Annotated in this window: 22 protein-coding genes and 2 pseudogenes; 12 read left to right on the forward strand and 12 right to left on the reverse strand. The window is 69.1% G+C overall.

Features of this window, described 5'->3' with window-relative positions; genetic code table 11:
* From RM423_RS26265 to RM423_RS14825, 4 genes and pseudogenes are all read right to left on the reverse strand, one after another.
* A pseudogene (locus tag RM423_RS26265) lies at positions 1–126 on the reverse strand (IS982 family transposase); the annotation flags it as partial.
* Positions 127–236: 110 nt separating this feature from the next.
* Positions 237–1,535: a phenylacetate--CoA ligase PaaK gene (gene paaK / locus RM423_RS14815; protein ID WP_311423814.1), complete on the reverse strand. Its 1,299-nt coding sequence runs from the start codon at positions 1,533–1,535 to the stop codon at positions 237–239.
* Between the two features lie 37 nt (positions 1,536–1,572).
* Entirely contained in the window at positions 1,573–2,553 is a 981-nt protein-coding gene (locus tag RM423_RS14820; protein WP_311423815.1) for a Sir2 family NAD-dependent protein deacetylase, read from the reverse strand.
* A gap of 39 nt (positions 2,554–2,592) precedes the next feature.
* A complete protein-coding gene (locus RM423_RS14825) occupies positions 2,593–3,333 on the reverse strand; it encodes a pirin family protein (RefSeq protein ID WP_311423816.1) in 741 nt (246 codons plus the stop codon).
* Between the two features lie 53 nt (positions 3,334–3,386).
* Between RM423_RS14825 and RM423_RS14830 the strand changes: the two genes are divergently transcribed.
* The 5 genes from RM423_RS14830 to RM423_RS14850 all read left to right on the forward strand — a co-directional run bounded on the left by RM423_RS14830 (position 3,387) and on the right by RM423_RS14850 (position 8,524).
* Positions 3,387–4,616 (forward strand): PucR family transcriptional regulator, encoded by a 1,230-nt coding sequence (locus RM423_RS14830; protein WP_311423817.1) that lies wholly within the window; start codon positions 3,387–3,389, stop codon positions 4,614–4,616.
* A 98-nt stretch (positions 4,617–4,714) separates the two neighbouring features.
* Positions 4,715–5,878, forward strand: a complete 1,164-nt coding sequence (locus tag RM423_RS14835; protein ID WP_311423818.1) for an ACP S-malonyltransferase — start codon at positions 4,715–4,717, stop codon at positions 5,876–5,878.
* Entirely contained in the window at positions 5,875–6,843 is a 969-nt protein-coding gene (locus tag RM423_RS14840; RefSeq protein WP_311423819.1) for a beta-ketoacyl-ACP synthase III, read from the forward strand. Before RM423_RS14835 ends, RM423_RS14840 begins: the two co-directional genes overlap by 4 nt.
* A 111-nt stretch (positions 6,844–6,954) precedes the next feature.
* On the forward strand, positions 6,955–7,200 hold the full coding sequence (locus RM423_RS14845; protein ID WP_311423820.1) for an acyl carrier protein: 246 nt from the start codon (positions 6,955–6,957) through the stop codon (positions 7,198–7,200).
* Positions 7,201–7,270: 70 nt separating this feature from the next.
* On the forward strand, positions 7,271–8,524 hold the full coding sequence (locus tag RM423_RS14850; protein WP_311423821.1) for a beta-ketoacyl-[acyl-carrier-protein] synthase family protein: 1,254 nt from the start codon (positions 7,271–7,273) through the stop codon (positions 8,522–8,524).
* Between the two features lie 17 nt (positions 8,525–8,541).
* On the opposite strand, the gene RM423_RS14855 is transcribed toward RM423_RS14850, so the two are convergent.
* Together RM423_RS14855 and RM423_RS14860 are read right to left on the reverse strand one after the other, a co-directional pair.
* Positions 8,542–9,054, reverse strand: a complete 513-nt coding sequence (locus tag RM423_RS14855) for a DUF3145 domain-containing protein (protein WP_311423822.1) — start codon at positions 9,052–9,054, stop codon at positions 8,542–8,544.
* 128 nt (positions 9,055–9,182) lie between these two features.
* Positions 9,183–9,392 (reverse strand): DUF5302 domain-containing protein, encoded by a 210-nt coding sequence (locus RM423_RS14860; RefSeq protein WP_311423823.1) that lies wholly within the window; start codon positions 9,390–9,392, stop codon positions 9,183–9,185.
* A gap of 159 nt (positions 9,393–9,551) precedes the next feature.
* Between RM423_RS14860 and RM423_RS14865 the strand changes: the two genes are divergently transcribed.
* The 5 genes from RM423_RS14865 to RM423_RS14885 all read left to right on the forward strand — a co-directional run bounded on the left by RM423_RS14865 (position 9,552) and on the right by RM423_RS14885 (position 16,145).
* The gene (locus tag RM423_RS14865) at positions 9,552–11,780 is read left to right on the forward strand and encodes a putative bifunctional diguanylate cyclase/phosphodiesterase (RefSeq protein WP_311423824.1); all 2,229 of its coding nucleotides are present in this window, start codon (positions 9,552–9,554) and stop codon (positions 11,778–11,780) included.
* 196 nt (positions 11,781–11,976) lie between these two features.
* On the forward strand, positions 11,977–13,455 hold the full coding sequence (locus tag RM423_RS14870; RefSeq protein ID WP_311423825.1) for a glutamate-cysteine ligase family protein: 1,479 nt from the start codon (positions 11,977–11,979) through the stop codon (positions 13,453–13,455).
* A 174-nt stretch (positions 13,456–13,629) separates the two neighbouring features.
* On the forward strand, positions 13,630–15,309 hold the full coding sequence (locus RM423_RS14875; protein WP_311423826.1) for a sodium:solute symporter family protein: 1,680 nt from the start codon (positions 13,630–13,632) through the stop codon (positions 15,307–15,309).
* A gap of 9 nt (positions 15,310–15,318) precedes the next feature.
* Positions 15,319–15,729, forward strand: coding sequence for a hypothetical protein (locus RM423_RS14880; protein ID WP_311423827.1), 411 nt, complete (start codon positions 15,319–15,321; stop codon positions 15,727–15,729).
* Positions 15,726–16,145 (forward strand): universal stress protein, encoded by a 420-nt coding sequence (locus RM423_RS14885; RefSeq protein ID WP_311423828.1) that lies wholly within the window; start codon positions 15,726–15,728, stop codon positions 16,143–16,145. Before RM423_RS14880 ends, RM423_RS14885 begins: the two co-directional genes overlap by 4 nt.
* Before the next feature lie 57 nt (positions 16,146–16,202).
* On the opposite strand, the gene RM423_RS14890 is transcribed toward RM423_RS14885, so the two are convergent.
* The 6 genes from RM423_RS14890 to RM423_RS14915 form a co-directional block, all read right to left on the reverse strand.
* The gene (locus RM423_RS14890) at positions 16,203–16,403 is read right to left on the reverse strand and encodes a DUF7455 domain-containing protein (protein ID WP_311423829.1); all 201 of its coding nucleotides are present in this window, start codon (positions 16,401–16,403) and stop codon (positions 16,203–16,205) included.
* Between the two features lie 33 nt (positions 16,404–16,436).
* Positions 16,437–17,465: an NADP-dependent oxidoreductase gene (locus RM423_RS14895; protein WP_311423830.1), complete on the reverse strand. Its 1,029-nt coding sequence runs from the start codon at positions 17,463–17,465 to the stop codon at positions 16,437–16,439.
* Between the two features lie 75 nt (positions 17,466–17,540).
* Positions 17,541–17,705, reverse strand: a complete 165-nt coding sequence (locus RM423_RS14900; RefSeq protein WP_311423831.1) for a hypothetical protein — start codon at positions 17,703–17,705, stop codon at positions 17,541–17,543.
* A 159-nt stretch (positions 17,706–17,864) separates the two neighbouring features.
* Entirely contained in the window at positions 17,865–18,455 is a 591-nt protein-coding gene (locus RM423_RS14905; protein ID WP_311423832.1) for an FKBP-type peptidyl-prolyl cis-trans isomerase, read from the reverse strand.
* Positions 18,456–18,521: 66 nt separating this feature from the next.
* Positions 18,522–18,929, reverse strand: coding sequence for a hypothetical protein (locus tag RM423_RS14910; RefSeq protein WP_311423833.1), 408 nt, complete (start codon positions 18,927–18,929; stop codon positions 18,522–18,524).
* The gene (locus RM423_RS14915; protein WP_311423834.1) at positions 18,890–19,609 is read right to left on the reverse strand and encodes a YbdK family carboxylate-amine ligase; all 720 of its coding nucleotides are present in this window, start codon (positions 19,607–19,609) and stop codon (positions 18,890–18,892) included. Before RM423_RS14915 ends, RM423_RS14910 begins: the two co-directional genes overlap by 40 nt.
* Positions 19,610–19,732: 123 nt before the next feature.
* Between RM423_RS14915 and RM423_RS25675 the strand changes: the two are divergent.
* Positions 19,733–21,183 (forward strand): annotated as a pseudogene (locus RM423_RS25675) (purine-cytosine permease family protein).
* Entirely contained in the window at positions 21,183–22,574 is a 1,392-nt protein-coding gene (locus RM423_RS14930; RefSeq protein WP_311423837.1) for an amidase, read from the forward strand. Before RM423_RS25675 ends, RM423_RS14930 begins: the two are co-directional and overlap by 1 nt.
* Positions 22,575–22,653 lie beyond the last annotated feature (79 nt).

Consider the following 22,653-nt stretch of genomic DNA (forward strand, 5'->3'; position numbering starts at 1 on the left):
CTCCGCGTCGGTCAACTCGGGCTTGCGACCAGGCAGATGATCACGACTCCAACCCAGCGCGGGCAAGACACGATCGTCGAGCTCGACGTAGAGTGCGGTCAGGAGGGCGTCCAGGTTATTCGTCACAAAATGATCTTCGACGCCCTCCGCCTACCACCTCCGGCAGCGACACGCGCGTGAGCCGCAAACGGACTCACTCATCTAGGCGGCGGCTCCGACAGTTTGCGCCGGGGCCGTCACCGCCGGTCGATCACCCGGACGGCCTTGCCTTGGGACCGCTCGATGATCCCCGGCTCGAGCACCTCGACCGCCACCGTCACTCCGACCCGGTCCTTGATGAGCTCGACCAGCCGGCCGCCGAGTGTTGAACCGCTCGAGTTCTCGCCCCGGGTCTCGACCCGGACAGTGAGTTCGTCGAGGCGGTCGGGTCGGGTCAGCACGCACTGGAAGTGTGGCGACAGCTCCGGCACCGACAGCAGCAGCTCCTCGACCTGGGTGGGGAACACGTTGACGCCCCGGATGATCATCATGTCGTCCGTGCGTCCGGTGACCTTCTCCATCCGCCGGAACGCCGGATATGCGGTGCCGGGAAGCAGCCGGGTGAGGTCCCTGGTGCGGTACCTCACCACTGGCATCGCCTGCTTGGTCAGCGAGGTGAACACCAGTTCGCCGGGCTCACCGTCCGGCAGTATCGCGCCGGTCACCGGATCGATCACCTCGGGATAGAAGTGGTCCTCCCACAGGTGCAGGCCGTCGGGACTGCTCGCAGCCTCTTGCCCGATGCCCGGCCCCATCACCTCGCTGAGGCCGTAGATGTCGAACGCGGCCAGTCCGGACCGGCGCTGCATCTCCTCCCGCATCGCCTCGGTCCAGGGCTCCGCCCCGAACAGGCCGACCCGCAGCGAGCTTGCCGTCGGGTCCAGGCCCTGCCGCTCCATCTCGTCCAGGATGGACAGGAAGTACGAGGGCGTCACCATGATGACCCGGGGCTTGAAGTCCTCGATGAGCTGCACCTGGCGGGCTGTCATGCCACCGGAGACGGGGATGACCGTGCAGCCCAGCTTTTCCGCTCCGTAATGCGCACCGAGACCGCCGGTGAACAACCCGTAGCCGTAGGCGATGTGGACGAGGTCCCCCGGCCGCGCGCCGGCGGCCCACATCGACCGCGCCAAGACGCCGGCCCACACGTCCAGGTCGGCCGCGGTGTAGCCGACGACGGTGGGCTTGCCGGTCGTGCCGGACGAGGCGTGCACCCGCGATACCTGCTCCCGAGGCACGGCGAACATCCCGAACGGATACTTCCGGCGGAGATCCGCCTTGGCTGTGAAGGGAAACCGGGCCAGGTCCGCCAGCGAGCGCAGGTCGTCCGGATGGACCCCGGCCGCGTCGAAGGCCTGCCGGTAATGGGGGACGTTGTCGTAGGCGTGACGCAGCGACCACGACAGCCGGCGCAGCTGCAGGTCCCGCAGCTCCTCGGGATCGAACCGCTCCAGGTCGGCGAACCCGGCCACGTCGTCCAGCCGCGACGGCTGCATGATGCGCTCCCTGCCTGGGCGACGGCTCCGGCTCAGCTCACAAGGCTGCCGAACGGGTCCTGTCAACGGCTCGAGTCGCACGCTCGGCGACTGCGGGAAGTATCTCGCCCAGCGGCGCGTCGATGGTGAGCTGGGCGTACTGGTCCCCGCGTGTCGCCCCCTGGTTGACGATGACCACGCCGATTCCGCGGGAGGCCGCGCGGCGGACGAAGCGGAACCCGGACGCCACCGTCAGGGACGAGCCGAGCACGAGGGCCAGGCCGCTGGACTCGACCAGGGCGTAGCTCGCGGCGACCCGTTCCGACGGGACGTTCTCACCGAAGAAGACGACGTCGGGCTTCAACGGGCCGCTGCCGCAGTCGAGGCAGTCCACCACCCGGAACGTGGCAACCTCGTCCTCGGACAGGTCCACGTCACCGTCCGGCTTGACCGCCTGGTTGCTCGCGAAGTCGTTGTCGCGGTCGCTACCCGAGTCGTTCTCGCGGTTAAAGTCGTTGCGGTGGTCGTTGTCGTTGTCCAGCTGGAGTTCAGGGTTGGCGGCGGTGAGCCTGGCGTCCAGCTCGTCGCGGTCACTGATGGCGCGGCACGCCAGGCACACCACCCGGTCCAGGCCGCCGTGCAGCTCGATCACCGGGTACGCGCCGCCCTCCTGGTGCAGGCCGTCGACGTTCTGGGTCACCACCCCGCTCAGCAGGCCGGCCTGCTGTAGTCGCGCCACCGCCCGATGCCCCGCGTTCGGCTGCGCGCGGGCGATGGTGCGCCAGCCGCGATGGCTGCGCGCCCAGTACCGCTGCCGGGCCCGCGCGCTGGACGTGAACTCCTGGAACGTCATGGGAGTGGCGGGGCGCAGCCGCCCGGTCGCACCGCGGTAGTCGGGTATTCCGGAGTCGGTGGACAGCCCCGCGCCGGACAGTACGAATACGCCGTCGGAGCGGGCGGCCAACACCAGTTCGGTAAGTCGCTCGGCCTGCTCGGCTGGCTTGCCGGGCTGGGGGGTCAGCTGCAGATCAGGACGCACCCGATCAGCGTACGAGCAAAGAGCACTGAACGAAGATGGTCACAGGGCAGCCGCGTGCATCTCCCACACCAGGACCTCGGCCGGCACATCGGCTCGCAGTTGCCGGCCGTCAGCGCCGGTTATCCGTAAGGCGTCGCCGGGCCCCAGCACCATGCGACCTTCAGCACCGCTGACCTGCACCGTGACCGCGCCGCGGGTGACGAACACGTGCACGAACGGAGCTACCGGCAGCGTCACCGAGCCACCTGCCGGCAGCCGGGCCGCGTGCAGGCCCGCCGCGCGCTGATGGAGCCGGATCACGTCCGCACCGTCGTGCCGCGCCAAACCCGAGGCGATGGGCGCGAGCTCGCCACCGGCCAGCAGTTCGCGAACGTCCCGCTGCTCATAGCTCGGGTCCAGACCGGTGGCATCGGGCAGCACCCACGCCTGTACCAGCCGCACCGGCCGGTCGGCGGAATCATTGCGCTCGGAGTGCCGAACCCCGGTGCCTGCCGTCATCCGCTGCACCTGTCCGGACCGCAACACCCCGCTGGCACCAGCGGAATCCGAGTGCGCCAGCGCTCCCTCGACCACCCAGGTCACAATTTCCAGGTCCCGGTGCGGATGCGGATCGAAGCCCGCCCCGGGCGCCAGCACGTCCTCGTTGTGCGCGAGCAGCACGCCGAAGCTGGTGTTGTCCGGTTCGTAGTGCTGACCGAAAGCGAAGGAGTGCCGCGAGTCCAACCACTCGGTCCGGGTCGACAGCCGGCTCGCCGACGGGCGAAGGTCGAACGCGCTCACGGCGCCACCCTATGCGCCACGCCGCCGGCGCAACCCGCCCTATGCTCGTCCGAATGGAGGGCAACCTGAGCGAGGCGACGATCCGGCGGATCGAGCAGTCCTCCGGCGAGCTGGCCACCCGCAGCGTCGCCCGGATGGATGAGCAGCTGGCGTGGTTCCGCCGACTGCCCGCGGACCAGCGCTCGTGGGTCACCCTGGTGGCCCAAGCCGGCATCGCGTCGTTCGTGGAATGGCTGCGCTCCCCGGGCCAGGCACTGCGCCTCACCGGTGAGGTCTTCGGCACCGCTCCCCGGGAGCTCGCACGGCGGGTGTCCCTGCAGCAGACCGTGGAACTCGTCCGCCAGACCATCGCCGTCGTGGAGGAGCACGTCCCCTCCCTCGCCGGCCCCGGCGAGGAGCAGCAGGTCGCCGACGCAATGCTCCGCTTCTCCCGCGAGATCGCCTTCGCCGCGGCGCGGGTATACGCCAGCGCCGCCGAGACCAGGGGTGCCTGGGACGCTCGGCTGGAGGCTCTGGTCATCGACGGCCTGGTGCGTGGCGTCGGCCCCAGCGAGGAGCGCTCACCGGTCAGCCAACTCGCCGCGCTGGGCTGGCGGGCCGAAGGCGCCGTCACGGCCGTGGTCGGCTTCGCCCGCTCGGACCGGAACCCGACCGAGGCGCTGGACTCTGTGCACCGCGCCGCCCGGCGGGCCGGCCTCGACGTGCTCGCCGGTGTGCACGGCGGCCGCCTCGTCATCGTGCTGGGCGGGGTCGGTGATCCGCTCCAGGCCGCACGAACGGTGCTCGATGAGTTCGCCGACGGCCCGGTCGTCGTCGGCGGTGTGGCCAGTCAGGTCTCGGGTGCCGCCTCCGTCACCGCGCTCGCCCTCAGCGGCCTGCGCGCGGTGGCCGGCTGGCCGGCCGCGCCACGTCCGGTGACAGCCGACGACCTGCTTCCCGAGCGCACCATCGCCGGGGACGCCGACGCCCGGCAACAGCTGATCGACACCGTTTACGAGCCGCTTGCCGAAGCCGGGGACGTCCTGCTGAACACGGTGGTGACCTACCTCGACGGCGGCCGTGCGGTCGAGGCGACCGCCCGGGCGCTGTTCGTGCATACCAACACGGTGCGCTACCGGCTGCGCCGCGCCGCCGAGCTCTGCGGACAGGCACCGACCGAGGCCCGAGGCGCGTTCACGATCCAGCTTGCCCTCGTCTTGGGCAGGTTGAACCGGTTTGGCACGCCCAGCGAGGTTGCGCCGATTGGCGAAACCCCTGCACCGCAACCGCTTACATCGTGGTGATGCACCGCAGCGTTTGTACGGACCTTACAAACAACAGGTAAGAACACTGTCCGCGCCGTGCTCGCCCGAAGGGTCCTCCGCAGGGCAACGTGTACGTAGTGATCGCGATACTCGCCCCCGGTCAAGGGTCCCAGACTCCGGGCATGCTCGCGCCCTGGCTCGAGCTGGACGGGGTCGCTGAGCAGCTGGCGTCGTACTCCGAGCTTGCCGGCCTCGATCTGGCCCGCCTCGGGACCACCGCCGATGCCGACGAGATCCAGGATTCCGCCGTCACCCAGCCGTTGATCGTGGCGGCCGGCTTGATCGCCGCCAGCCGGCTGACCTTCACCGGAGTGGTACTCGCAGGGCACAGCGTGGGCGAGGTGACCGCCGCCGCCCTGGCCGGAGCCCTGACTCCGACCGAAGCCGTGGTCTTCGCCGCTCGCCGGGGCGCCGAGATGGCAGTCGCGTGCGCCGAGACCCCGACGTCGATGGTCGCCGTGCTCGGTGGGAACGAGCAGGACGTGATCGCGGCCGTCATCCAGGCCGGCCTCACCCCTGCGAACCGCAACGGCGCGGGCCAGATCGTGGCTGCCGGGCACGTCGACGACATCGCCAAGCTGGTGGAGCACCCGCCTGCCGGAGCGCGCGTCCGCCCGCTGAAGGTCGCCGGCGCGTTCCACACCCAGTACATGCGCTCCGCCGAACAGCGGCTGCGTGCGATTGCAGCCGAGCTGACGCCTACGGACCCACCCGAGATCCTGCTGTCCAACGCTGATGGCGCCGGAGTCACCGACGGGCGCACCGTGCTGGCCCGGTTGGTGGCACAGGTGACCCGGCCCGTCCGGTGGGACCTCTGCCTCAACACGATGCGGGCGCTCGACATCGGTGCGGCCATCGAGCTGCCACCGGCGAAGGCGCTGACCGGAATCGCCAAGCGCGAACTGCCGGGTGTCGAGTTGCTGGCGATGCGCGGCCCGGACGACCTCGCGAAGGCGCAGCAACTGATCGACAGCCAGGTGGACAGCGCGCCCGGGACCGATGGAACGGTCGTCCTGACGCCGGGCAACGGGATCTTCACCCGTGCGCATGGGCTGGCGGAGGGCGTCCCGGTGGCCGGTGGCACCCGGATCGGAACCGTCCGCACGGACCGGGACGAGCTCGCCATCGTCGCCCCGGCAGCCGGCGTGCTCATAGAGTGGCTCAGATCAAATGGAGACATCGTCGGCGCCGGCTTGCCGGTGGCACGGGTGTCGGCGATGTCAGCGAGGACCGAAGGATGACCGTGCAACTTGCCAGCCAGCCGCACCTGCCCGGCAGCAAGGTGGTGGGCGTGGGCCACTACCAGCCACCGACGGTGATGACCAACGACGACATCGTGGCCCGGGGCGTGGACACCAACGACGAGTGGATCCAGAGCCGGGTGGGCATCGCCGAGCGCCGGTTCGCCACCGACGACTCGATGATCGACATGGCCGAGAAGGCCGCCGTGATGGCGCTGGAAACCTCGGGCATGACGGCCGCGGACGTCGATCTGGTGATCCTGGCGACCTGTACCGGTGAGCAGCAGGTCCCGGGCGGGGCAGCCACCCTGGCCGCCCGCCTCGGCATCAAGTCGCCGGGGGCGTACGACCTCAACGCGGCCTGCGCCGGCTTCGTCTACGCCATCGCCGCCGCGTCCAGCGCGGTGACCAGCGCGCAGGCCCGCACCGTCCTGGTGGTGGGCTCGGAGAAGCTCACCGACTACGTCGACCTCTTCGACCGGAGCACCGGCATCATCTTCGCCGACGGCGCCGGCGCGGCCGTGGTCACCAGCAGCTCCGAGCCCGGCATCGGCCCGGTGGTGTGGGGCTCCGACGGCGACAACGCCGCGGCCATCAGCACCGACCGCGAGACCGCGACCCTGCGCCAGGAGGGCCAGACGGTGTTCCGCTGGGCCACCTCGAACATGGGCACCGCGGCGATCGAGGCCTGCAAGGCCGCTGGCCTCACGCCCAGCGAGCTTGCCGCCTTCGTCCCGCACCAGGCGAACCTGCGGATAATCGAGTTGGTCGCCAAGAAGCTGGGCGCCACCAACGCCGTGATCGCCCGCGACATCGTGACCTCCGGCAACACCTCGTCGGCATCGGTTCCGATCGCGCTGTCGAAGATGCTGCAGAACGGTGAGATCCCCAGCGGCGCTCCCGTCCTGCTGCTTGGCTTCGGTGCCGGTCTGACGTACGCCGGCACGGTCATTCTCGCGCCGTAAGCAGTACGGCGCGAGAATGATTCACCGCGCGCACGCGCACCGCGTTCGCCCCGACCGGGGCCGGACGACAACCACCGGACAGCGTTTCGTCCGATGTAGAAAGGTAAACAAGTGGCATCAAACGAAGAGATCCTGGCCGGTATGGCGGAGATCCTGAACGAGGTCGCCGATGTCAACGAGTCGGACGTGACGGTCGAGAAGTCCTTCACCGACGACCTGGATGTCGACTCGCTGTCGATGGTCGAGGTTGCCATGGCCGCTGAAGAGAAGTTCGGCGTGAAGATCCCGGACGAGGAACTGCCCAAGCTCAAGACCGTCGGCGACGCGGTGACCTACATCGCGGCGAACCCGAGCTGATCCAGCAAGCCAGCCAGTCGAGCACTCCCGGGAAGACCACGATCAGCCCCGAGCGCGAAGGAAGCGAACGATGACCGAGACCCTGACGAACACCAGCGACCCGGTGGTGGTTACCGGGCTCGGTGCGACGACTCCGCTCGGGGGTGACGTGGCCTCGTACTGGTCCGCGCTGCTCGACGGCACCTCCGGCGTGGTTGCCCTGCAACAGGACTGGGCCGCTGACATCGCGGTGCGCATCGCCGCGCCGATGGCCGTCGACCCCGCCGAGATCCTGCCCCGGGTCAAGGCGCGCCGGCTCGACCGGGCGGAGCAGGCGGCGCTCGTCGCCGCGGCTGAGGCGTGGAAGGACGCCGGCTTCACCGGCACCAGTGAAGAGAACGGCCTGGACCCGGCACGGGTTGCGGTCGTGATCGGCACCGGTATCGGCGGCGTGACGAGCCTGATCTTCCAGCACGACGTGATGCTCGCCAAGGGTGCCGGCAAGGTCTCGCCGCTGATGATCCCGATGAACATGCCCAACGGACCGGCCGCGTACGTGGGCCTGCAGGTCGGGGCGCGCTCGGGCGTCCACACCCCGGTGAGCGCCTGTGCGTCCGGCGCGGAGGCGATCTCGTACGGCCTGGACCTGATTCAGCTCGGCCGGGCAGACGTCGTCGTCGTCGGTGGCACCGAGGCCTGCGTCCACCCGCTGACCATCTCCGGGTTCGCCCAGATGCGAGCCATGTCGACCCGCAACGACGAGCCCGAGCGGGCCTCCCGCCCGTACGACAAGGGCCGGGACGGCTTCGTGCTCGGCGAGGGCGCCGGAATCCTGGTGCTGGAGCGGCTCTCCTCGGCGCGGGCGCGTGGCCGCGAGCCGTACGCCGTACTCGGTGGCGCCGGCATCACCGCCGATTCCTATGACATCGTCCAGCCCGACCCGGCGGGCAACGGCCAGGCCCGGGCGGCGAGGATCGCCATCGAGCGCTCCGGCGTCGCGCTGGCCGACGTGGTGCACGTCAATGCCCACGCCACCTCCACCCCAGCGGGTGACATGGCCGAGGCCACCTGGCTGGCCGACATGCTGGGGGAGCAGACGGTCGTCTCGGCGACCAAGTCGATGACCGGTCACCTGCTCGGAGCCTCCGGCGCCATCGAAGCGATCGCCACCGTGCTGAGCGTGGCCAACGACGTGGTGCCGCCGACCATCAACCTCGACGACCCGGAGGACGGCCTGGCCGTGGACGTGCCGACAAAGGCCCGTGAGATGACCGTCACCGCGGCGCTCAACGACTCGTTCGGTTTCGGCGGGCACAACGCCGCCCTACTTTTTCACAAGCTGTAGCCGGCTCGGCAGGCGCGCTACACCACTTTGTGGAGCAGGATCACCGGGGAGCCGTCGCCGGCCGTCCGGTAGGGCTCCAGCTCGGCGTCCCACGACGAGCCGAGGATCTCGTGCAGGCCATGGGCGAACTCGTCTGCCGACTTCGCCCTGGTGAGCAGCCCGCGCAGTCGCTCCTCGCCCACCACGACGTCACCGTTGGCCGACACCGCGCTGCGGTGGAAGCCCCGTCCCGGGACGTAGGCGAGCCGCTCACCATCGGTGGAACTGGTGCCCTCTTCGGTGATCTCGAACCGCAGCATCGGCCAAGCGCGCAGCGAGGCGGAGAGTTTCGCTGCCATCCCGATCGGGCCCACCCAGGTCGCCTCGGCACGCAGCTGACCGGGCGAGGCAGGCTGTGCCGTCCACTCCAGCTTGCAGGGTCGGCCGAGTACGCCCGCGAGCGCCCACTCGACGTGGGGCCCGATCGCGGGCGGGCAGCAGTGGACGAACACCACACCTCTGGTGGGTGACGCCACATGAGCAGCAGACATCGCGCACCTCCGCAACTTCGACGGCAACGTCTTCCCCAAGCGCAGCCGTGCGATTTTGAAGCGTGGTACGTACGTGAAGTGCTGATAATACCTACGCGCGGAGTGTGACGCATGCCGGATGGGAAAAGCTAGCCGCCGCTCTTACGACGGAACTGGCGCTTGCCACCGGCGCGGGAATGCACGTCGTGCACCTTGCCGGAGTTGGGCCCGCCGCCGCCGACGCCGTCCGCGTGCTGGCCGCGCTTGCGTTCCAGTGCCTCGCGGAACTTCGACTTGACGTCGTCCTCAGGCGCGTCCGCGCTTTCGTCTGCTGCTGGATCCTGTTGTTCGGCGGCCATGGCACCTACCCTTTCACGCGGGGGAACCGACAATCAAACACGTTAGGGCTCAGCCGGTGGGATGGCCCGAAGGGCACAGCCGGTCGATAACCATCCCAATGTGGGTCATCAGAGCCCCGCCGGGTGGTTCCTGCGTGCAGCTTGTGTGAAACTTTGCCCATGGGCTCGCCGATAGAGGTCACGAACCTGCGGAGGTCGTGGCTCGAACGGCTCCTCAGTGTGGTGCGTGAGCTGGGCACCAGCGGCGATGTCGACGAGACGCTGAGACGCATCGCCGAGGCGACCGTGGAGTTCCTGCAATTCGGCGCGGCCGCCATCAACGTGCTCGGCGAAGACGGCGTCGTACGGATCCAGGCAGTCGCCGGGCCGCCGGAGGTCCGGCAGCTGCTCGGCCGGTCCAGCCCCTTGCAGTACTGGCTCGACATTCTGGAGGCGGCCGAGCCGTGGAACTCGCTGCGGTTCTTCAGCCACGACCGGGACCAGACCATGATGGACCGGGTGGCGAGCTGGGTGCCGGACGGCTCGGATGGCGCGACGCCCGACGTGGACCACGAACGCTGGCATCCCGAGGACGCCCTGCTGGCGCCGCTGATCGGCCCGGAGGGTGCTCTGCTCGGGGTGCTCAGCGTGGACCAGCCGGCCGGCGGGCGACGGCCCAACCTTGAGCAGCGCACCGTCCTGGAGCTGTTCGCCAACCAGGCTGCCGTCGCCATCGCCGACTCGCGGGCGCGTCAGCAGTCCGAGACCCGGCGGCAGGACGCGGAGAACCGCTGGCAGGTCGCCTTCGAACGCAGCCCCATCGGCGCCGCGATCATCAACCTCGACGGCACGCTGGCCCAGACCAACGACGCGCTCACCGCGATGCTCGGTTACTCGCGCGACCAGCTGCTGGGGACGCGCTTCGCCGACTTCAGCCATCCCGACGACGTCAACGGCGACGCGCCGTACTTCCAGGCGCTGCTGGACGGCAGCGAGGACGGCTACGAGACCGAGAAGCGCTATCTTGATGCCGCCGGCGACGTGGTGTTCGCGCAACTGCACGTCGGCGTGATCCGCAACGCCGAGGGCGTCGTCCAGAGCATCGTCGGCCAGCTCAACGACATCAGCCAGCGCAAGAAGGCCGAGGACCAGCTCGCCTACCGGGCCACCCACGACCCGCTGACCGAGTTGCCCAACCGGATCGAGTTCGAGGACCGGCTTTCGGACTGCCTGGCGTCGGGCCGGCCGGCGGGCGTTCTCTACTGCGACCTGGACCGGTTCAAGACCGTGAACGACAGCCTGGGCCACGAGGCCGGCGACGAGCTGCTGATCCTGGTCGCGAGACGGATGCGCGAGGCGCTGCCGGCCGGCTGCACGCTCGGTCGCGTCGGCGGTGACGAGTTCGTGGCGCTGGTCCCCGGCGAGGACGATGCCGAGGCGCTGCGCGAGTTGGGCAGGCGACTGCTTGCCGCCTTGGACGAGCCGGTGGTGATCCGCGGGCACCTGCACACCATCGGCGCCAGCATCGGAGTGACCGTCGGGACGAGCGCTCACGTCCATCCGGACGAGGTGCTGCGCGAGGCCGACATGGCGCTGCTGCGCGCCAAGCGGCGTGGCCGGGCGCGCGTCGAGGTGTATGACCCGACACAGGACAAGCCGGCCACCCTGCAGGACCTGGAGCTCGAGCGGTCACTGCGCCTCGCGCTCGGCGAGAACCGCGGGCTGGTGCCGTACTTCCAGCCGATCGTCGACCTGTCCGACAACATCCCGGTGGGCTACGAGGCGCTGATCCGCTGGCGGCATCCCGAACACGGCCTGATGGACCCCGGCGAGTTCCTCCCGCTGGCCGAGCGGAGCGGCCTGATCGTCCCGTTCGGCTGGTGGATGCTCAACGCCAGTTGCCGGGCGGCGGCCGATACCCGGCTGACCGGCGGCTGGGCGCGCTGGGTCGCGGTGAACGCCTCCGGCAGCCAGCTGGGTCGCGGGCAGCTCGTGGCCGAGATCAAGCACGACCTCGACGCCTATGGCCTGGCCGCCAGCCGGTTGCACCTCGAGATCACCGAGAGCGCGCTGGTGGATGCCTCCCCCGCCGCGATCAAGGAGGTGTGCGAGGTCGCCGACCTGGGCGTCCAGATCGCCTTGGACGACTTCGGCACCGGCTACTCGTCGCTGTCGCTGCTGCGGGATCTGCCGGTGTCCACGGTGAAGATCGACCGCAGCTTCGTAGCCCCGATCACGGTCGACCGGAGCGCGCGCGCCATCGTCCGCAGCGTCATCACGCTGTGCCAGGAACTCGAGATCACCACGGTCGCCGAGGGCATCGAGACCCAGGAGCAGCTCACCTCGCTGCGCGCGCTGGGCTGCACGCACGGCCAGGGCTACCTGCTCGGCCGGCCGGCACCGCTCTAGCGCCGCCGCGATCAGCCGGCCGGCGGACCACGCACCCGTGCTGAGGTCCAGCTCGGCCCCTCGACGGTGTGCCTGGTATCGAAGCCCACGATCGGGGCCGCACTCCGCGGCTACCCGGCCGCATGTCCACGGCGACGAAACTCTGCCAAGCTGTATCGGAATCCATCAGGCCGGAAGCCATCTGGGAGGTGCTGGCATGGGCGAAGAAGTCGAGAGCACCGAGTTCACACGTCAGGACCGGCAGCAATACCGCGAGAAGGTACGCAAGTGCCTCGACGTGTTCGCGCGCATGCTCGCCGAGGCCAAATTCGACTTCGAGCGGCCGATGACCGGCCTCGAGATCGAGTTCAACCTGATCGACGCCGACCACGACCCGGCCATGCGCAACGCCGACGTGCTGCAGGCGATCGCCAACGAGGACTTCCAGACCGAGCTCGGCCAGTTCAACATCGAGATCAACGTCCCGCCGCGGGGCCTGGCGGGGCGCTCGGCCGAAGAGCTCGAAACCGACCTGCGGGCCAGCCTGAACGACGCCGAGCGGCGCTCCAGCGGCGAGGGCGCCCACATCGTCATGATCGGCATCCTTCCCACGCTCACCGCCGAGGACCTGACCGGTAAGTCGCTCAGCGCCAATGCCCGGTACGAGCTGATCAACGAGCAGATCTTCGCTGCCCGCGGCGAGGACCTGCAGATCGCCATCGACGGACCGGAGCGGCTCTCGACGTTCGCCGATTCCATCGCTCCCGAGGCGGCGTGCACGAGCGTCCAGTTCCACCTGCAGGTCAGCCCCCAGGCGTATGCCAGCAACTGGAACGCCGCTCAGAGCATCGCCGGCGTGCAGCTCGCCCTCGGCGCCAACTCGCCGTTCCTGTTCGGCAAGGAGCTGTGGCGCGAGACCCGCATCGCCCTGTTCGAGCAGGCCACCGACACCCGCCCCGCCGAGCTGAAGTCACAGGGCGTTCGTCCCCGGGTGTGGTTCGGCGAGCGCTGGATCAACTCCATCTTCGATCAGTTCGAAGAGAACGTGACGTACTTTCCGGCCCTGCTGCCGATCTGCGACGACGAGGACCCGGCCGCCGTGCTGGGCCGCGGCGACACTCCGAAGCTGTCCGAGCTGCGGATGCACAACGGCACCATCTACCGCTGGAACCGCCCGGTGTACGACGTCTTCCGCGGCAAGCCGCACCTGCGGGTCGAGAACCGGGTGTTGCCCGCGGGGCCCACCGTCGTCGACATCCTCGCCAACGGCGCCTTCTACTACGGCATGCTGCGCTACCTCGCCGAGGAGGACCGCCCGCTGTGGACCCGGCTGTCGTTCGCCGCAGCCGAGGACAACTTCTACGCCGGGGCCAGGCAGGGCATCAGCTCCCACCTCTACTGGCCCGGACTGGGCGAGGTGCCGGCCACCGAGCTGGTGTTACGCAAGCTGCTGCCGATGGCGTACGAGGGACTGGATCGCTGGAATGTCGATCCGGCGGTCCGGGACCGGCTGCTGGGCATCATCGAGCAGCGCTGCATCAAGCACCTGAACGGCGCCGAGTGGCAGGTGCGCACCTTCCATCAGATCGACAGCGAGAAGCGCCCGCTCGATCGACGTGAGGCACTGCGCGAGATGCTCGGCCGCTACGTCGAGCACATGCACTCGAACGAGCCCGTACACACCTGGCCAATCTGAGGCGACCCTTTGCAAACCGCTTACAGCTGGGTAAATTCCAGCTGACGGCTCAAATCGGTAGCCGGTACGGGACCTCAATGTGCCCGCGGCTGCCGAGGCATCGCCGTACCGTGAGCTGGCCCGTGCACTGCACACAGCCTGCCGGTGAGCCCCGGCCGACGGGAAGGTACACCGGTGCTTCGACTCGATGTGAACCTCTTCGACTACACCATTCTGGCCATCTACTTCATCCTGGTGGTCGGTATCGGGGTGATGGCCAGACGCGCCGTCGCCACCAGCGAGGACTTCCTGTTGTCCGGGCGATCGCTGCCTGCCTGGGTCACCGGGCTGGCCTTCATCTCGGCCAACCTCGGCGCCATCGAGATCCTCGGTATGGCAGCCAACGGCGCCCAGTACGGCATGTCGACCCTGCACTTCTACTGGATCGGCGCCGTGCCGGCCATGGTGTTCCTGGGCATCGTGATGATGCCGTTCTACTACGGCTCCCGGGTCCGCACCGTGCCGGAGTTCCTGCTCCGGCGGTTCAATCCCGCGACGCACCTCTTCAACGCCGGCAGCTTCGCCGCGGCCGCGGTGTTGACCGCGGGCGTCAACCTGTACGCGCTGGCCCTGGTCATCAATGCGCTGATCGGCTGGCCGATCTGGGTATCGGTGCTGGTGTCCGCTCTGTTCGTGCTCGCCTACATCACCCTCGGTGGCCTTTCGGGCGCGATCTACAACGAGGTGCTGCAGTTCTTCGTCATCATCGCGGGCCTCATCCCGCTGGTCGTCATCGGCCTGCACAACGTCGGCGGGTACAGCGGCCTGAAAGAGAAGGTAACCCACACCGCGCTCGGTTCGAACTCGTTCTCCACTTGGTCGGGAACCAACGTCGGACACTGGACGAACCCGCTGGGCGACTGGATCGGCATCGTGATGGGCCTGGGCTTCGTGCTTTCCTTCGGCTACTGGACGACCAACTTCGCCGAGGTCCAGCGGGCGCTGTCGGCCAAGGACCTCTCGGCGGCGCAGCGGACCCCACTGATCGGGTCGTTCCCGAAGATCTTCATTCCGGCCCTGACGATCATCCCGGGCCTGATCGCCCTGGTGCTCATTCCGAACCTGGGCAAGACCAAGGACCTCACCTACAACGACGCGATCCCGCTGCTGATGAACCGGTTCCTGCCCAACGGCACGCTGGGCATCGCGCTGGCCGGCCTGCTGGCGGCCTTCATGGCCGGCATGGCGGCCAACGTGAGCTCGTTCAACACGGTGTTCACCTACGACATCTGGCAGACGTACGTGGTGAAGGGCCGCCGGGACAGCTACTACCTGCAGGTCGGACGCGTCGTCACGGTGCTCGGCATCCTGATCGGCATCGTCACCGCGTTCATCGCCTCGGGCTACAGCAACATCATGAACTACATCCAGTTGCTGTTCTCATACTTCAACGCCCCGCTTTTCGCCACCTTCATCATCGCGATGTTCTGGAAGCGGACGTCGCCATGGGCGGGCTTCTGGGGCCTGGTCGCCGGGACCATCGGAGCCGGCGCCATGCACTTCGGCGGCTACCACATCGCCTACTTCTACAAGGGCGGCGTGTTCGATCCGACCCACTCCACGATCAACGCGCAGATGCTCAACTTCTACGGGGCGATCACGGCGTTCCTCGCCGACGTGGTGGTCACCGTCGCGGTCACGATGGTGACCAAACGCAAGCCGGTGTCCGAACTCGCCGGCCTGGTCTGGGGCGTACACGATCCCAATGCCCCCGATCCCGACAGCGTGCCGAAGCCGGCCTGGTGGGCCTCCCCCAAGCTGCTGGCCACGACCTCGATCGGCATCGTCATCGTCCTGTCCATCATCTTCGCGTAAGGAGCAGCCATGTCTGCACGCAAATCAGGAGCGACGGCGGCCTCTTCCGGGTCACCCCGCAAGCGGACGGCCGCCGGCGGCCAGCCGGCAGCCGGCACTCGCACCGGAAACGACACCGGCACCGGCACCGGCACCGGCACCAGTGATGCCCCGCAGTCGGCGGCGTCCAAGCTTTTCGACATCCGGCTGCTCATCGGCGGGCTGTTCACCCTGTACGGGATAATGCTCACCATCGCCGGCTTCTTCACCTCGGACGCTGACAAGCAGAAGGCCAGCAACATCAACATCAACCTGTGGCTGGGCATCGGCATGCTGATCATGGGCCTGCTGTTCCTGCTCTGGCGCCAGGTCAGCCCGCTCCGGGTCCAGGACCACGCCATCCAGAGCGGCGGCACCACCGGCACGGAGCCCCCGCGATGACGGCCCCCGTCCCCGTGGTGGTGGTCGGAGTCGACGGGTCGTCCTCGAGCGGGGACGCCGTACGTTGGGCGGCCCAGCAGGCCACGCTCACCGGGGCGACGCTGCGCGCCGTAGCCAGCTGGCGGTGGCCCAACTACCTGACCCGGCTGCCGCCCACGGTGCATCTTGCCGAGGACACCGCCCAGATCCTGGACGAAGTCCTCGCCGATGCGCTGGCGGGATTCGAGGACCTCGAGGTCGACAAGCACGTCATCGAGGGCCCACCCGGGCCGGCGCTGCTCACCCAGGCCGAGAATGCCTCGCTGCTCGTCGTCGGTGCTCAGGGCCGGGCGGCGTTCCCCGGCATGTTGCTCGGCTCGGTGGCGGAGTACTGCGTACGTAACGGTCCCTGCCCGGTGGTCGTCGTCCGGCCGTAAGCGCAGCCTGCAGGCTGGGAGCCCGCGCGGCAGCCGGCTACCGCGCGGGTGCTCGGCTCAGTCCTTCCGGCCGTCGGCGACCACGACGGCGCCGCCGGCCGTCAGGGCGGCCTCGTTCTCGTCGTAGTGGTGGGCGCACCAGAGCAGGATGCCCCCGCCGGGCATCAGGGTGCCCACGGCGGCGCGCGCAGAGCAGCGGTCGCAGCGGTCGGTGGCGTTGAGAGAGTACCCGTGTTCTTCTTGCGCAAAAGTCGCCATGAGGGCGCTCCCTTCAGGATCGATCGTCGGTGTTCAGGCCCCGGCCGGGTCGTCGGCGAGGCGAACAACCATCTTGCCAGTGTTTGCGCCGCGCAACATCCCGATGAACGCCGGAACCGCGTTGTCGAGCCCGATTGTGACGGTTTCGCGGGCCACCAGCTTGCCCGAACGCAGCCAGCCGCGGACCGCGCCGGCGAACTCGTCCCGCAGCTGGCCGTGGTCCCCCACCAGGAAACCCCGCAGCGTGAGCCGCTTGCCGATCGCCAGCGCGAGGTTGCGCGGGCCGGGAGCCGGCTCGGTGTCGTTGTAGGACGAGATCGCCCCGCAGAGCGCCGCGCGGCCACGTAACCGGAACGCGCCGATGGCCGCCTCGAGATGCTCGCCGCCGACATTGTCGAAGTAGACGTCGATGCCGTCGGGAGCGGCCTCGCGCAGCAACGTACGAACCGGACCGTCGTGATAGTCGAACGCCGCGTCGAAGCTGAGCTCCTCGGTCAGGTAGCGGACCTTGTCGGCGGAGCCGGCGCTGCCCACGACCCGGCCCGCGCCGCGCAGCCGGGCGAACTGCCCGACCAGGCTCCCGACGGCTCCGGCAGCTCCCGAGACGAACACGGCATCACCGGGCTGGAACGCCCCGACCTCGAACAGACCGGCGTACGCGGTCAGGCCGGGCATGCCGAGTACGCCGAGGTAGCGGGAGGACGACAGGCCCTCCAGCGGCTCCAGCCGCCTGGCCTGAGCGGCCGGGAGCAGCGCGTGCTCACGCCAGCCGAGCCCGTGCAGGACCAGCGAGCCCACCGGCAGTTCCGGTGCCGCCGAGGCGATCACCTCTCCCACCGCTCCCCCGTCGACCGGCTCGCCGAGCTGCCACGGCGGCACGTAGGAGGGCACGTCGTTCATCCGCCCACGCATGTACGGGTCCACCGACATCACCAGATTGCGCACCAGCACCTGTCCCGGCTCCGGGTCGGGAAGCTCGGTGGGCACCAGCCGGAAGTCCGACTCCACCGGCTCTCCGTCCGGCCGGGCGGCGAGCAGGATCTCGCGGCTCTTTACGGGCATGGGCAATCACTCCTCGAACGTGGTTGCCACCAGCATGCCGCACGGCACGCTGCCATCCACGCGCTCAGTACCCGCTTACGCGCTCATCGCCTCGGCCGGCACGTACTCCTCGTCACCGGCCGAGTACGGCATCAGCGCGTCCACCTCCGCGGCGGCGAAGTGATACCCCATGTCGCGCAGCCGCTCAGCCTGTCGACGGGCCATGTCGGCCACCGCGTTCTCGAAGTCGTGCGTTTCCATCGGGTCTCCTGCCATGTGGAGCAACGTGCGTTCCCGACGCCTTTTCGTTGCGGGTACCTCCAGCAGACCAGGCCACTGTGACGACGAGGTTCCGCCCCGGTGGACGGAAGTGGTCCAGTGTACCAACCGTGTTAAGTATTGGCCGCCTAAAATCGGCCGTTATTTCACGCCGACGAGGTCGACCACGAAGACGATCGGCGCGTTCGGCGGAATGCTGCCGTCCTGGGTGCCGGTGCTGCCGTAGCCCAGGGCCGCCGGCAGGATCATCACGCGCCGGCCGCCGACCTTCATCGGTGCGATGCCGGTGGTACCCCCGATGCCGCGGGTGAAACCGGGCACGACCTGCCGCAGCGGGAACCCGACCGCGCCACCGTGGTCCCAGGAGGCGTCGAACTGCTTGCCGTCGGCATACCGGACGCCGACGTACTGCACCGTCACCGTCGAGGTCGGCCTCGCGGGCGCTCCGGTTCCCACCACGAGATCCTTCACCTGCAGCGACGCGGGAGCCGTGCTCGACTTGGACGTCACGGCCGGCTTGGCGGTCAGCTCGGAGCCGCCGGTGACCGTCACGCCGTTGAAGGTGATCGGGGCGGTCGAGGACGGGGCGACCGGCGATGCGGAAAACGTCTCGGACGCCTTCTTGCCGTCGCTGGAACAGCCGCTCAGCCCTGCCGCGAGGGTCACCACCGCAACCGCAATCCCCGCAACCCTGGTGGCTGCGCTCGGGCGGATCGAGGCTGTACTGGTCACAGTCGAACTCCTGATGGTGGTGGGCGGGGCCGGCGTCCATCGTAGTCGAGCGAACTGGCGCAGAATTCAGCTCGACAGCGTCCGTCGGCTGGTGTCTGATACGACATCTTCCAGACTCTGCCGCGGCCCGAATGCCACCCGCTGGCGGTCCGCGCCGGTGCCGTGTTCGCGCAGCCGGGTGAATCCGCCCCGGACCAGGCCCTCGTCGCCGCTGCGTTCCAGGGCGGCGGCGAGCAGCTGGAGCAGGTCCTCCAGCAGCGTCCAGGCAGGTACCGGCGCGCCCGACCGCGGGTCGATCAGCTCCCCGCTCAGCCCCGAACGGGCAGCCCGCCAGGACGCGGCGCGCAGCAGTGCCGTCCGGATCGCCGGGGTCGGCTTACCCGACACCCAGTCGGCACTGGCGGTGTCGACCAGCGCCCGGGCCAGTGCCGCGATCAGGACCGCGTCCTCGACGTCGGTACACACGTCGGCCACCCGGATCTCGATGGTCGGGTAGCGCGCCGACAGCCGGGCGTCGAATAGATCATGCCGTCGTCCATCGCCGCGCCGGAGGCGATCAGCTCGCGAACGGCCTGGTCATAGCCGGCCTCGTCGCCGAACGGGTCGGTCGGGCCGGCGGTCGGCCAGCGACCCCACAGCACGCTTCGGAAGCTGGCGTAATCGGTGTCCTGGCCCTGCCAGAACGGTGAATTGGCCGAGATCGCGGTGAGTACCGGAAGCCAGCCGCGAATCCGGTCCAGGACGGCGACTCCCTCATTCCGGGACGCCACGGCGACGTGCACGTGCTGCCCGCAGGTCAGTTGCTGGCGCGCCAGCAGTCCGAATCGCTCCGTCATCCGGGCATACCGATCGTCCGGTGTGGTCTGCGGCTCGACCTTCCACGGGCTGGTCGCGACGGCGGCGATGGTGGCGCCGCGCGCCTGCGCCGCGCGAGCAGCGGCCGAGCGCAGTTCTCTGAATTCGGCGAGGATTGCCGGAATCGAGGTGCTCGGCCGCGAGCCGATCTCGACCTGCTCCTGTTTGAGCTCGTGCTCCAGTGGGTGGTCGCTTCCCGCCGCCGCCTCGACGACCTCAGGCCCGACAGCGGCCGGCCGGCTGTTTCCGCCGTCGATGAGCAGCAGTTCCTCTTCGACTCCCACGGTGCGTAGTGTCACCGCGTCAGTGTGGCGTCCGCGCGTCAAGCGCAGGAAAACAGGGCCGCTATGCCGCGTTCTGCGCCCGATGTGCTCCTGATGTGCTCCTGGATCTTGACCCTGATCTAGGCCAGAGTGATAAGCATGACAAGTTCTCAGCCGCGGATCAGCGGCGTCGAGGTCCGGTCCATCGACTACGTCCCGCTGGACGAGCGGCACGGCAAGTTGTGGCACCTCGGGCCGCTGTGGTTCATGTCCAACGCCCAGATCGCGACTCTGGCGGTGGGGCTGATCAGCATTACCGGGGGTGGCAACCTGCTCTGGTCCCTGATCTCCATCGTGCTGGGCACGCTACTGGGAACGCTGTTCATGGCGTTCCACTCGGCCCAGGGACCGCAGCTCGGCCTGCCCCAGATGATCCAGTCGCGGCCGCAGTTCGGCTATCTCGGCGCGCTGCTGGTGTGGCTGTTCGCCTACGTCCAGTACGCCGGCTTCAACGTGTTCAACACCATCCTGGCCGGGCAGTCGCTGAGCAAGACGGTGCACGGCGCGACCAAGCTGTGGGTCGTCGTGGTGACGGGAATCGCGTTCGTCATCGCCCTCGTCGGCTATGACCTCATCCACCGTGCCGAGCGGTTCCTGACCTACACCTTCCTGGTGATCTTCGGCCTCTTCACCCTCGTGGTGCTGTTCGCGCTGCACTACCCGGCGGGCTCCTTCGACCTCGGCGGCTTCAGGTGGACACCGTTCCTGGCCCAGTTCGGCGTCGTGGCCGGCTACCAGATCAGCTGGGCGATCTACGTCTCGGACTACTCGCGCTACCTGCCGCCGGACGTCACCGTCCGCAAGACCTTCTACTGGACGTACTGGGGGTCAGCACTCGGCGGGGGCTGGCTGATGTGCTGGGTGCGCTGCTCGCAGCCTGGGCGAACACCCCGAAGTTCGACGCGATCGCCTCGATCAACACCGCCGCGGACAAGCTGTTCCCGGGCTTCGGGCCGATCGTGCTGCTGTTCGCCGCGCTCGGCCTGATCTCGGTGACCGCACTGAACATGTACGGCGGGTCGCTGACGCTGATCAGCGCCATCGACTCCTTCGCCAAGGTCCGGCCCACCACGAGCGTCCGTGCGCTCACCATCGGCATCACAGCGGCGCTGTCGCTGGTCGGCGCGCTGCTGGCCACCGACAACTTCCTGTCCAACTTCAACAACTTCCTGCTGCTGGTGCTCTACCTGTTCATCCCGTGGACAGCGGTGAACCTGGTCGACTACTACATCGTCCGGCGCGGGCACTACGCCATCGCCGAGATCTTCAACCCACGCGGCATCTACGGACGGTGGGGCTGGCGTGGAATCGTCTCCTACCTGGTCGGGTTCGTCGTCATGATCCCGTTCTTCGCGGTGGGCACGCTGTTCACCGGGTTCATCGCCGACGCGCTCGGTGGCGCGGACATCTCGCTGTTCATCGGGCTGCCGGTCGCGGGCATCCTCTACTTCGTGCTCAGCCGCTCGATCGACCTCGATGCCGAGCGGCGAGTGGCCGCGGCGGAGCAGGCGGACCTGGAGAGCGCGGCCGCACAGCACCGGCTCGTGTGATGGACGCCTGGGCGACCGCCACGGCCATAGCGGCCGGCAGGACCTCCGCCGTCCAGACGGTGACGGACGCGCTGGGCCGGATCGAGGAGCGCGACGGCGAGCTCAACGCGTTCACCGTGGTCGTGGCGGATTCGGCCGTGGCGCAGGCGGCGGAAGTGGACTCGGGCAGCCGCGGCGGCCCGCTCGCCGGCGTCCCGATCTCGGTCAAGGACCATGTCTGGGTGCGTGGCTTATCCGCCACCAACGGCTCCCGGGCACTGGCCGACTTCGTGCCGGACGAGACCTGCGCCTGCGTCGAGCGACTGATCAACGCGGGCGCCATCATCGTCGGCAAGACCAACAATCCGGAGTTCTGCTACCGCGGCATCACCGACAACGACCTGTACGGGCTGACCCGCAACCCGCGCCGGCTGGACCGGACGCCCGGTGGCTCCAGCGGCGGGGCGGCGGCCTCGGTCGCCGCGGGCATGGTTCCGCTCGCGGTGGGGACCGACGGCGGTGGCTCGATCCGGATCCCGTCGGCGTTCTGCGGCACGTACGGGCTCAAGCCGACGTTCGGGCTCGTTCCGAAACTTCCGGGGTTCCGCGGCTGGCCGACGCTGTCGGTGACCGGGCCGATCGCGGGCTCGGTCCGCGACCTGGCGCTGGCGCTGTCGGTGATGGCGGGACCGTCGGCGCACGACCGGTTGAGCTATCCCGCACCGGCCGCGGACTACCTGACCGGTGTGTCGGCTCCCGCCGGAGGTTCGAGCGGCGGGTGGGCAGGGCTGCGGGTAGCGGTGTCGGCCGACCTGGGCTTCGCCGAGCTGAACGCCGACGTGCGGGCGTCCTTCGGAGCCGCGATGGACGCCCTCAGCGATGCCGGAGCGGTGCTCACCGAGGCCCGGCCGGAGCCGATCGACCCGTGCGCGCTGTGGGATTCCATCGCGCTACCCGAGGGCTTCGCCTCCGAGGAACCGCTGCTCGACGGCGAGCGAGGGAACCTGGTCGGCAAGGACGCCGCCGCCATCATCCGGGCCGGGGCGCGGCTGAGCGCGGCGGACTACCTCGATGCCCAGCACCTGCGCGAGGGTTACCACACCCGCTGGGCGCGGTTCTTCACCGACTTCGACGTGCTGCTGACACCGACCATGCCGGTGACCGCGTTCGAGGTGGGACGGCTGGCGCCGGCCACGGTCAATGGCGCCCCGGTGCCGGAATCTTTCGATGCCTGGTGCGCGCTGGCGTTGCCGGCCAATCTCGCCGGGCTGCCCGCCGTCTCGATTCCGATCGGCCCCGGCAACGACGGCCTGCCGGTCGGGTTGCAGCTGATGGGCCCGCGGTGGTCCGAGGGCACCCTCCTCCGCGCTGCCACAGCCGCCGACGAGGCGTGCCGAAGCTCGCGCGGCTAATTGGTACAGCCGCCGACGAGGCGTGGGAGAAGCTCGCGCGGCTGAGGCGGCCGGCTCTCAGCACAGGTCCCGTACCGTG

Origin of the sequence: Jatrophihabitans lederbergiae, from assembly GCF_031845305.1 — a bacterium.
GTDB classification, from domain to species: Bacteria; Actinomycetota; Actinomycetes; order Mycobacteriales; family Jatrophihabitantaceae; genus Jatrophihabitans_A; species Jatrophihabitans_A lederbergiae.

Excerpts from the sequence above, each read along its gene's own strand:
- RM423_RS14930 (WP_311423837.1), top strand. The coding sequence starts at position 21,183 with ATGGACGCCTGGGCGACCGCCACGGCCATAGCGGCCGGCAGGACCTCC.
- RM423_RS14870 (WP_311423825.1), top strand. The coding sequence starts at position 11,977 with ATGGGCGAAGAAGTCGAGAGCACCGAGTTCACACGTCAGGACCGGCAG.
- RM423_RS14900 (WP_311423831.1), bottom strand. The coding sequence starts at position 17,705 with ATGGAAACGCACGACTTCGAGAACGCGGTGGCCGACATGGCCCGTCGA.
- RM423_RS14880 (WP_311423827.1), top strand. The coding sequence starts at position 15,319 with ATGTCTGCACGCAAATCAGGAGCGACGGCGGCCTCTTCCGGGTCACCC.
- RM423_RS14840 (WP_311423819.1), top strand. The coding sequence starts at position 5,875 with ATGACCGTGCAACTTGCCAGCCAGCCGCACCTGCCCGGCAGCAAGGTG.
- RM423_RS14885 (WP_311423828.1), top strand. The coding sequence starts at position 15,726 with ATGACGGCCCCCGTCCCCGTGGTGGTGGTCGGAGTCGACGGGTCGTCC.
- RM423_RS14895 (WP_311423830.1), bottom strand. The coding sequence starts at position 17,465 with ATGCCCGTAAAGAGCCGCGAGATCCTGCTCGCCGCCCGGCCGGACGGA.
- RM423_RS14860 (WP_311423823.1), bottom strand. The coding sequence starts at position 9,392 with ATGGCCGCCGAACAACAGGATCCAGCAGCAGACGAAAGCGCGGACGCG.
- RM423_RS14830 (WP_311423817.1), top strand. The coding sequence starts at position 3,387 with ATGGAGGGCAACCTGAGCGAGGCGACGATCCGGCGGATCGAGCAGTCC.
- RM423_RS14865 (WP_311423824.1), top strand. The coding sequence starts at position 9,552 with ATGGGCTCGCCGATAGAGGTCACGAACCTGCGGAGGTCGTGGCTCGAA.
- paaK (WP_311423814.1), bottom strand. The coding sequence starts at position 1,535 with ATGCAGCCGTCGCGGCTGGACGACGTGGCCGGGTTCGCCGACCTGGAG.
- RM423_RS14850 (WP_311423821.1), top strand. The coding sequence starts at position 7,271 with ATGACCGAGACCCTGACGAACACCAGCGACCCGGTGGTGGTTACCGGG.
- RM423_RS14890 (WP_311423829.1), bottom strand. The coding sequence starts at position 16,403 with ATGGCGACTTTTGCGCAAGAAGAACACGGGTACTCTCTCAACGCCACC.
- RM423_RS14855 (WP_311423822.1), bottom strand. The coding sequence starts at position 9,054 with ATGTCTGCTGCTCATGTGGCGTCACCCACCAGAGGTGTGGTGTTCGTC.